Here is a 9,577-nt window from a genome sequence, read left to right as displayed (position 1 = left end):
CTACTGCTCTACCATAGCCATAAGCACATATCTTATCCTATTCGGACTATTGCGAGAAGTGCTATAATTGCCACTACATAACATTGAAAAAACTGGATAACTCACTATTACAAAAGCTATAAATGCAAACTTCATAACTTTTTCTCTTCCTACCTTATCAGAAAGTATTGCAAACAATATTGTCAATCCTCCAAGTGCAATTTGACTCAGTATTTCCACTATATGATTAAAATGAGTATTTACTGTTAATATTTTATTCGTAAGCACATTGAAAAAGACCAAATATATAGAGAGAGACGCATTTTCAACCAAGTCAATACCTATTGATATTAGAACAGGCTTTTTGTAATTGTTTAATAACTCTTTTAATGGCAATTTAGACGGATTTTTTTGTCTTTTATACTCTGGGCTTTCATCAAGTATATATCTCATATATATGCTGATTAATCCCATTGCTAAACTGAAAATGAAAGGTAATCTCCACCCCCAAGATTCAAAATCAGATACTTTTTTGCATATGAGTACCGCCATCAGGCTTAATATTGAACCAAGAATTGCACTTAATACTTCAATGCTGCCAAAAAATCCTTTTTTGTTTTAGGAGCATGTTCTATTAAAAATGGTGCATTTCCTGCTTCTCCTCCAAGGGATATACCCTGCAATAGCCTTAAACAAACTACCAGCATTGACGCTAGTATTCCAATTCTTTGATAACCTGGAACAAAAGCAATTAATATGGTTGATAAAGTCATTAATATAACCGAGAGCAATAAGGCAACTCCTCTGCCATGCTTATCACCAATGTGACCAAATATAGCAGCACCGACTGGTCTCATTAAGAAACCCACTGCAAACACTCCAAAAGCCTTCAATACGCTGGTTAGTTGATCATCCGATGGAAAAAACACACCACCTATTATGTTTATTAAGTGGCCAAAAAGCATGTGGTCATACCACAATAAAGTGTTACAAATCAAACTTGAAAATATTACTTTTGTTATTTGCTGCATAATTTCCCTATAGCCTGTTTGATCTTATATATAAAAAAAAATGTGAACGTTATGTGAATATTATATTAACAATATTAAACCTTAATTTTAATATTATTGCTTATATATTCCGATAAGATACCATATTTTGGCAAGAAAATCTATGTACATAAATAAAATTGATTTGAAGAGTAGAGTAGAGTAGGATATCTACACCAACTGTACTTAAATTTTTTGATATGACACACACTCCAGTTTTGTTAAAAGAGATGCTATCACTACTATCACCGCAGGATGGTGGCATATACGTGGACGCCACATTTGGAGCTGGAGGGTATAGCAAAGCAATATTGGAGTCAGCTGATTGCAAAGTATATGCAATTGATAGAGATGAAACGGTAACTAAGTTTTATGATGATTTAAGCGTTAGATATCCAGATAGAATAAAACTATTCATTGAGAAGTTTAGTAATATTAAAAGTATACTAAGCAGCGTTGAGCCATCTCCTGTCATCCCAGTACTTGATACTGGAAAAAATAACTGGTCACGCGCTGGAATGACATCAAACGGAGTGGATGGAGTGGTCTTTGACATCGGAGTTTCATCTATGCAGCTTGATAACGGAGATAGAGGGTTCTCATTTTTACATGATGGTCCACTCGATATGAGCATGGATAACTCTTCTTATATAAACGCTTCAACGTTTGTTAACGCTTTACGCGAAGAAGAAATCGCAAATACTATATATAACTACGGAGGCGAACGTCATTCTCGCAAAATCGCAAGAGCAATAGTAAATGCACGGAAGAAGAAAACTATCAAAACTACATTTGAGCTTGCGGATATTGTACGTTCCGTGGTATTTCGTGGAAAAAGCAAAATTGATCCTGCAACCAGAACATTTCAGGCAATCAGAATATGGGTAAACGATGAGCTGGGAGAACTTGAAAAGGGCATTAAAGCTGCATCTGAGATTTTAAGTGAGAATGGCAAATTAATTGTCGTCACCTTTCATTCCTTAGAAGATCGTATAGTCAAAACTTTTTTTAAAGATTTATGTGCTACTGATTGCAAGACATTCTCTCTTCTAAATAAAAAAGTGATCGAAGCAAGTATAGAAGAAGTAAGTGCAAATCCGCGTTCACGCTCAGCAAAACTAAGAGCTATACAGAGGTTGTCATGAGAACTTTCTGCATCATCTCAATAGTTATGTTTTTTCTTAGCATTGTAGGACTATTTAAGGTAAAATTACATGTTCAGTCATTAAATAGAGAGCTAATAAAAATAAAAAGTGAAATTAATTTAGTGCAAAGTGATATAAAAGTTTTACAAGCAGAATGGAGCTATTTGAATAATCCAAAAAGGCTTGCAAGCCTTGTAAAGAAATACCTGAAAAATAACTCTTTAATACTGGCTAGCCAGGTTAAAAATCTTGACTCTCTAAATGGCCGCAGTGTACTAGCACAACTTAAAATCCATGATCAACAGTGAGATTAAGTCTTATTTTTTACAGATGAGCACATCACAATAAAACTTACTTTGTATTCGTTCAGGATAGCGGCAAGGTAGTATAACCATAGAGTAAAAGTGAGTTTACAACAAATGGTGTCATCCCAGTGCTTGACACTGGGATCCAGCCTTTCCATAATCATCAAAACATTGTATTTTAACGTAAAACAGCTATTTTTATGCTTACCAACTTAATAAAATTCCTGGATCCCAGTGTCTGGGGACTGGGATGACAAAGGAGAGCAGTGTCAGCTACTTGCATAACACCATTTGTTGTGCAACTTACTTTAGTATGAAATTGCTTGCGTAAGATTTTGGCAGCCTCTTAACATTTTTTGGCATTTCAATTATGTATTTAACGTTGCGTTTTTTTGCGTAGAATACTGCTTTTTCAAGAGAATCAAACTTTAATACAATCTGTTTTTTTGGATCTTTTGAGCCAACCCACCCCATCAAAGGTTCAATGTATAGCACTTCTCGGAATAGTCCGAATAGGATAAGATATGTGCTTATGGGTATGGTAGAGCAGTAGCATATTATGATCTGTTCGGATTATTGTAAAAAGAGCTATAGTAAGAGCCAGATTCAATTTTTAGGTGCCAGAAATTTGTATTACCTAAACCAGATTGTGTTGCAGTTCTTGTTGGTTTATAAATCCTAAAAACTACTTTATCGTCAATGCCCATAGTTCTTGTTAAATCAGTTTAAATATATATCTAAATAAATCCTTTCACAAACAATTAGTATGAAAGAATGAAGTTTGAAATAAATATTTTTATGTTATATTATTATTAAATTATATTAAAAGGATTAGCTGAATAGGAGTAATCGATGACGCAACAGGAAATAGTAACAATTAATGCAGAGTTACGTGATATAACAAAAACAAAAGCGATGCATTCTCTAAGGAAGAAAGGAAACATCCCTGGGATAATATATGGAAAGGGCCATGATAATGTAAATTTGACATTGTCTGCAAAGGAATTCACGAAGCAATATAAATCAGGTTCTCTTTCTGCACATTTGATAGAGCTGAATATTTCGGGCAAAAAGGAATATGCTCTTGTTCGCGATATCCAATTGCATGTAGTAAAGGATACTGTGCAACATGTTGATTTTCAGTTTGTTGATAAAGGCAGTGAAATTAAAATAGACATACCTCTATCATTTGTGAATGAAAGTAAAGCTCCAGGAATCAAATTAGGTGGAGTGCTTAATGTTTTGTGTCGTTCTATTGCTGTTAAATGCTCTCCTGATAAAATACCTCAGGTTATTGAAGTTGATTTATCCGGTAAAATGATTGGCCAATCTATACATATCAATCATGTAAAATTACCAGAAGGTGTTAAGTTTGTAGCTCATGAAGAAGAAAATTTTACCATTGTTACAATTTCTGCTGCCGATAGTGACGTTGAAGAACCTCAAGCAGAAACAGAGGAATAGTGCACCTGATAGTTGGGCTTGGTAACCCTGGTGGTCAATATGAGTTAACTTATCATAATATCGGCTTCATCGTAGTTGATACAATTTGCAAATATTGGAATTTCCAGTCGTTCTCTAAAAAAGCCGATTATCTAATAACCTCTGGCATAATTAATGATAATAAAATCATGTTAATAAAGCCTTATTCATTTATGAATAATTCAGGCATCCCTGTTGCAAAAATACGAAATTTTTACAAATTATCGCTAGATAATATTGTTGTCATACACGATGACGCTGATTTGGAACTTGGAAGAATAAAAATAAAGAAAGGTGGTAGCTCTGCTGGACATAATGGACTTAAATCCATAGATAGTTTTATTGGCAACGATTATTGGCGCTTGAGATTTGGAGTGGGTAGACCTGAAGATCAAAGAAGCTTAGCAGATTATGTGTTATCAAAATTTTCAAATTTTGATAATGTTACTCCCTTAGTGGAAAAAATAGCAAAAAATATACACTTAATGCTGCAAGGAGATAATACAGCTTTTATCAATTTGATTGTATAACATTACGAAACACAGGGAGTGTATGGTCCCAGAGTGTGATGGTGTGGATTTAGTATGAACAATTCAGGAGATTTTGTCCACTATAAAGATATAAACTCAAAAGGTGTAAGACCCTTAAGAGTTTTGAGTCTTTTAGCATAATTGTAGGCCATAACAAAGTCATAAAGATGCTCTTTGAGTTGCTGGTGAGACTGATAGTAATACTTCTTAACAGTGGCATTCTTTAAAGTTTTGTTCATACGCTCAACTTGCCCATTTGTCCAAGGATGGCTAACTTTTGTTAGACGGTGTTCAATGTCATTTTCTTCACAAGCTCTATCAAATATATGTTGAAAAGCGTATTTATGGCGTTTTTGGTTGGTAAATTGTACACTGTTATCTGTCAAAATAGTGTGGATTTTATATGGTAAAATTTTAATCAAATTACGTAGAAACTCAGCAGCTATAGGTTTTGTAGCACTTTTATGCAACTCAACATACGTAAATTTGGATGTTCTATCTATTGCAACAAACAAATATAACTTTCCTTCTTCTGTTCTGACTTCTGCAATATCAATATGGAAATAGCCTATAGGATATTGTTTGAATTTCTTTTTTGGTTTAACTTCGCCATCAACATCTGGTAGTCTGCTAATGCTGTGCCTCTGTAAGCAACGATGTAGACTAGAGCGAGTCAAGTGTGGGATTGAGGTTTGCAAAGCGTAGAGACAATCATCTAATGGCAATAGAGTATGCTTACGAAATGCAACAATTACAGCCTCCTCTTCTAAAGTTAAAACAGTTGATCTTGTATGCTTCGGACCCATATCAGCGTCTTTGGCAAAAGACCGTTTTCTCCATTTAATGATAGTTTTTGGATTAAGGTTATAGTATAGCACTTCTCGCAATAGTCCGAATAGGATAAGATATGTGCTTATGGCTATGGTAGAGCAGTAGCATATTATGATCTGTTCGGATTATTGTAAAAAGAGCTATACCTGGAGAGTTTTGCTATGCTCTCTTTACTATTTTGTATTGCTCTACGAATTGTCTCTGTTGTTTTGGCGCACCCATGTAATATTTGTCCCATAATTCCTCCTTTGATGGTATTGTTTTCTCATATTTTATCATACCATCACACTCTGGGACCATACATCCCACCCCTCCCCCCCTAATTCCTATATCAAACCTTTCTTTACTAGATTATATAGTCAATATAAAAAGCCATATAAAATTGCTTCCACTGCTGCCATGAGGAAATTGCTTATTCTTGCTAACTCTTTAGTCAGAGATGACAGGGTTTTTACTGAGGAATATAACTCTCTGTCTGTTTCTATCTAAGAGCCAGTATAGCTGTGGATAAGCACGTTTATACAGATAAAAGTACTTATCCACAGCTACATCAATTTTTCTATTGACTTTTAACACAACTGCTAAACAGATACATTCGTCATCCCGCTACGTGTTAGCGGCCAAGATACCGCGGCGGTATGACGTGGGAAACCTGACTTGCATTAACTATAAAATAGTGGTTTATATAAACCCCATAGCATGCCGAATGAAGCTTTTTTTGAGAAAATTTGAATTTTCAACTGCAATCAAGCCAAGATTTCTTAGTGCTTTAGCGCAGAATATTCTGTTGGAGAACATCCTATTTAATCCATCAGTTGCAAGCGCCATTGTAAAATTATCAAAGTATCTGTTACGTGAAATTTTCTTTAATAAATAACTACTGCCAACATCAATACCAGATGCTTTTGCGGCAACTACGTGCTTTATAATACTTTCTACATCTCTAATTCCAAGATTAAGCCCTTGACCTGCAACTGGATGAATTGAATGTGCTGCATCGCCGATAAGCAAAACTCTACCCTTATATAACTTTTTTGCGAAAACAAAACTTAAAGGATAAAGTTTTCTTTCACCCTCTAGTTTTATCTCTCCTAAATAAGAACCAAATCTTTTTTTAAGCTCTATAATAAATTCTTCTTCAGACAGATCCATTAGCATTTTTGAAATTTCAGATTTTTCTGTCCAGACTATTGAAGAAGTATGGCCACCCTTCATCGGTAGAATTGCAAATGGACCGCCAGGAAAAAAACGCTCTACAGCTAAGTTTTGGTGATGCAGTTCATGCTTTACATTAAATACTATGCTACTTTGTTTATAATCAAATTTCACTGTCGGTATAGAAAATAACTCTGGTAGTTTAGAGTTTTTGCCTTCAGCGCAGATAAGTAGCGATGATATTAATTCCTGGTTATTATCAAGAATAACTTCCACATATCCTGAATCACAAGCAATTGTTTTATAGGAATGTGGAGAGTATATGTTTAGTTTATTCAGAAAATTATTGTTGATTGCATTCCATATAGTAGCATTGTTAATAACATAACCCATTGGCTCTTCACCAACCATTTTATGATTGTAATGCACAGTAACCGCATCTAGTATGCATATATCAAGTATTGGCTCAGCTTCGCTTTCTATAAACTGCCAAATCCCTAATTTTTCCAATATTTTTTTCGAGCCTTGAGAAATAGCAAATGCTCGGTTGTCATCTACTACACGTGGCAAACTATTTTTTTCAATTACAGCTACAGACACAGAGTTACAACTGAGGCCAATTGCAGTAATAAGACCAAGCAACCCACCACCTGAAATGATTACATCATAATTCATTTTATTTACGCTAACTGTAAAATTATATTTTATCTATTTTGAAAATAGTTTAAACAAACTTTGTATACTATGAGTGAAAGACTTTAAGGTTTTCCTATATACAAATTAAGTCTCTTAGAACCTGTCTTGAAAATGGCTAAGCATAGAAGTAATCATATTAGATTTCTTGCACAACCCAAACTAAGTAGAAAAAAGGCAACTCCCATGTCATCCCAGTAGCCCTCTTTCTTGTCATCCCAGTGCGTGACACTTGGATCTCATTTTACTTTATAATGATGTCATGGAAGTAGCTGACACTGGAATTCAGAAAAAAGGATGATGTCATTCCAGTCTGGAATCCAGCCTTTCCATAATCATCAAAACGTTGTATTTTAACATAAAACAGCTATTTTTATACTTAATAAAATTCCTGGATCCCAGAGTGGGATGACACCCTTCTGGTAGACAATGTTCGTACAGTTGTGGATTCATTCGCGGTATAAATTCCGCTAACTAGTAGCGGAATGACGGTTTTTCAAATTGTAGGTAAACCTAAGCCACTTTAGCTATAACATCTTTAGCAATGTCTTCATAAATCTTTGCCAAATCTTCACTTAGCATTAAAGGATTTCCACAATCAGAAGCATGACATATTTGTGGATCCAGAGGAATCCTGCCTAGGAGTTTGATCCTCAGCTCCTCAGACATTCTTTTTGCGCCGTCTTTTCCAAATATGTATATTTCTGAGTCATTTTGAATGAAATAACTCATATTTTCCACAATGCCAATAATCGGTATACTGAGCTTTTTAAGCATATCATAAATTTTGCGAGCATCGATTAAAGAGAGCTCCTGTGGAGTTGAAACTATTATCGCCCCGGTTAAGTTAAAATTTTCCATAAGACTTAAATGCACATCGCCAGTTCCAGGTGGTGTATCAACTATCAAATACTCTATATCGGACCATTTTGTTCCCATGAGGAGATTATAAAGTGCTTTTGTGATCATAGGTCCGCGCCATATTGCTGCACGATCCTTGTCAACAAAATAGCCGATTGAAATAGTATGCAGTCCATACCTTTCTATAGGTATTGCTTTTCCACCCTGTATTTCTGGCTTTAATTTTTCAGTGCTAAGCATTTTAGGAATTGAAGGACCATATATATCTGCATCAACCAGCGCAACTTTGTGTTTTAACTTTGCTAATGAGAGAGCAAGATTTAGTGCAACTGTGGATTTACCTACGCCTCCTTTACCAGAGGCCACAATAATTATATTTTTCACTCCTTCGATATGTAATTTAGCTTTTTGTTGCCCATTTTGTTTTTGACAAGTAGCAACCACGATCACTTTTGTCACCCCAGGTATAGCTTTAACAGCTTGCTCACAATTTCTTCTTAATTCTTCGTTTGCTTGCGTGTCACCGGCAACTTCAAGCGCAAAACCAATGTCCCAGCCTTTAATAATGATTGAGGATATTATGCCAAGAGCGATCACATCTTTACCGCTTTTTTGCTCTATGACTTTTTTTAAGTTCTCTCTTACAATTTCTTCGTTGATCATTAGACCTCTGTTGTTTGATGCGCTAGGAAGGGTATCATTGTGACAATGTTACACGAAATAAATTCAAAAACCAACAAGCCTTTTAGGCAATTTCTTCCTGAAGTTGTTCAATGTTAGCTTGAGGAAGGCTGGTTGTCTGAGAGATAATATCAATAGAGATGCCAGCTTTAAGTAAGTTTTTTGCAACTTCAATTTTTCCTTCAATTCTACTTTGCATGATGCAGGATAAATTATCATCCTCACGTTTCTTATCTTGATCATAAGTAAAACGCTCTTCTTCACTCCAATTATATTGATTCAACTCATTATAAGCCTTGCCAATAATTACATCACTTCCTACCACTTTTTTTAGATCCTCTTCACTAGTTTCACTTGCATGCTGTTGTCTAAGTGAAGAAGGTCGCCCCTCCTCACTCGACTTCAAAACCGTACGTGAGACTTTGAGCCTCATACGGCTTCTCTCCAATTTGGTGCTTTTCATGCACACCTCCTGTGTAATTCATCGTGACAATGTCCATGTAACAAAGATAAGTTTTTGATCATATTGTTTCGTCTATTCCCGTCTTTATGATGTATTTCTATTATATCATCACTTTTAAACCATAGTCTACAATTATCACATTTACTTTGTTGTAACTTCAATAGTTTTATTACTCTTAATGGCTTATCTGGTATTTTTCTCAGACGTTTACCCCAATATACCCAATCACCATCATATGGAGATCTGGTTTTTTGCACTTTGATATGTCGTTTAATATCATGATCGCTGTGTATAATAAGATGTATCTTGTTACTTGTCATAAAACGCCAGTTATCGTTATTATACTTTTTAAAGTATTTTCTTTTTATCCAGCATTTCCCTTTGTTTGGGTGCCTAAAGACTG

8 protein-coding genes and 3 pseudogenes are annotated in these 9,577 nt (G+C 35.1%); 4 read left to right on the top strand and 7 right to left on the bottom strand.

Annotated features, from left to right (window positions below):
- Window positions 1-63 precede the first annotated feature (63 nt).
- Window positions 64-1,010: pseudogene (locus OZD68_RS06535) on the bottom strand (MFS transporter); the annotation flags it as partial.
- A 218-nt stretch (window positions 1,011-1,228) separates the two neighbouring features.
- On the opposite strand from OZD68_RS06535, the gene rsmH reads away from it, so the two are divergent.
- Together rsmH and ftsL are read left to right on the top strand one after the other, a co-directional pair.
- Complete coding sequence (gene rsmH, locus OZD68_RS03450) at window positions 1,229-2,173, top strand: 16S rRNA (cytosine(1402)-N(4))-methyltransferase RsmH (protein WP_182309154.1); 945 nt, start codon at window positions 1,229-1,231, stop codon at window positions 2,171-2,173.
- Window positions 2,170-2,481, top strand: a complete 312-nt coding sequence (ftsL, locus tag OZD68_RS03445; protein ID WP_007548286.1) for a cell division protein FtsL — start codon at window positions 2,170-2,172, stop codon at window positions 2,479-2,481. The genes rsmH and ftsL overlap by 4 nt, the downstream gene beginning before the upstream one ends.
- A gap of 300 nt (window positions 2,482-2,781) precedes the next feature.
- Here the strand turns inward: ftsL and OZD68_RS06600 are convergent.
- A pseudogene (locus tag OZD68_RS06600) lies at window positions 2,782-3,185 on the bottom strand (NADH dehydrogenase ubiquinone Fe-S protein 4).
- 145 nt (window positions 3,186-3,330) lie between these two features.
- Between OZD68_RS06600 and OZD68_RS03430 the strand changes: the two are divergent.
- Together OZD68_RS03430 and pth are read left to right on the top strand one after the other, a co-directional pair.
- Window positions 3,331-3,942 carry a 50S ribosomal protein L25/general stress protein Ctc gene (locus OZD68_RS03430; RefSeq protein WP_182309155.1) on the top strand — a complete coding sequence of 204 codons (612 nt, stop codon included), beginning with the start codon at window positions 3,331-3,333 and terminating at the stop codon, window positions 3,940-3,942.
- Window positions 3,942-4,490, top strand: a complete 549-nt coding sequence (gene pth / locus OZD68_RS03425; protein WP_065094970.1) for an aminoacyl-tRNA hydrolase — start codon at window positions 3,942-3,944, stop codon at window positions 4,488-4,490. Before OZD68_RS03430 ends, pth begins: the two co-directional genes overlap by 1 nt.
- A 2-nt stretch (window positions 4,491-4,492) precedes the next feature.
- Here pth and OZD68_RS03420 read toward each other — a convergent pair.
- From OZD68_RS03420 to OZD68_RS03395, 5 genes and pseudogenes are all read right to left on the bottom strand, one after another.
- Window positions 4,493-5,559, bottom strand: a pseudogene (locus tag OZD68_RS03420) (IS481 family transposase).
- 443 nt (window positions 5,560-6,002) lie between these two features.
- On the bottom strand, window positions 6,003-7,151 hold the full coding sequence (gene ubiH, locus OZD68_RS03410; protein WP_182309156.1) for a 2-octaprenyl-6-methoxyphenyl hydroxylase: 1,149 nt from the start codon (window positions 7,149-7,151) through the stop codon (window positions 6,003-6,005).
- Between the two features lie 531 nt (window positions 7,152-7,682).
- Complete coding sequence (locus OZD68_RS03405) at window positions 7,683-8,693, bottom strand: Mrp/NBP35 family ATP-binding protein (RefSeq protein ID WP_182309157.1); 1,011 nt, start codon at window positions 8,691-8,693, stop codon at window positions 7,683-7,685.
- Window positions 8,694-8,775: 82 nt separating this feature from the next.
- On the bottom strand, window positions 8,776-9,174 hold the full coding sequence (locus OZD68_RS03400) for a hypothetical protein (protein WP_182309158.1): 399 nt from the start codon (window positions 9,172-9,174) through the stop codon (window positions 8,776-8,778).
- On the bottom strand, window positions 9,171-9,577 hold a 407-nt coding region (locus OZD68_RS03395), incomplete at its 5' end, for an HNH endonuclease signature motif containing protein (protein ID WP_275009006.1). The genes OZD68_RS03395 and OZD68_RS03400, both read right to left, overlap by 4 nt.

The organism is Wolbachia endosymbiont of Drosophila bicornuta (assembly GCF_028982105.1).
Taxonomy (GTDB): domain Bacteria; phylum Pseudomonadota; class Alphaproteobacteria; order Rickettsiales; family Anaplasmataceae; genus Wolbachia; species Wolbachia pipientis.
This window is presented reverse-complemented; position numbering and strand designations above follow the sequence as displayed.

Excerpts from the sequence above, each read along its gene's own strand:
- rsmH (WP_182309154.1), top strand. The coding sequence starts at position 1,229 with ATGACACACACTCCAGTTTTGTTAAAAGAGATGCTATCACTACTATCA.
- ftsL (WP_007548286.1), top strand. The coding sequence starts at position 2,170 with ATGAGAACTTTCTGCATCATCTCAATAGTTATGTTTTTTCTTAGCATT.
- OZD68_RS03430 (WP_182309155.1), top strand. The coding sequence starts at position 3,331 with ATGACGCAACAGGAAATAGTAACAATTAATGCAGAGTTACGTGATATA.
- ubiH (WP_182309156.1), bottom strand. The coding sequence starts at position 7,151 with ATGAATTATGATGTAATCATTTCAGGTGGTGGGTTGCTTGGTCTTATT.
- OZD68_RS03405 (WP_182309157.1), bottom strand. The coding sequence starts at position 8,693 with ATGATCAACGAAGAAATTGTAAGAGAGAACTTAAAAAAAGTCATAGAG.
- OZD68_RS03400 (WP_182309158.1), bottom strand. The coding sequence starts at position 9,174 with ATGAAAAGCACCAAATTGGAGAGAAGCCGTATGAGGCTCAAAGTCTCA.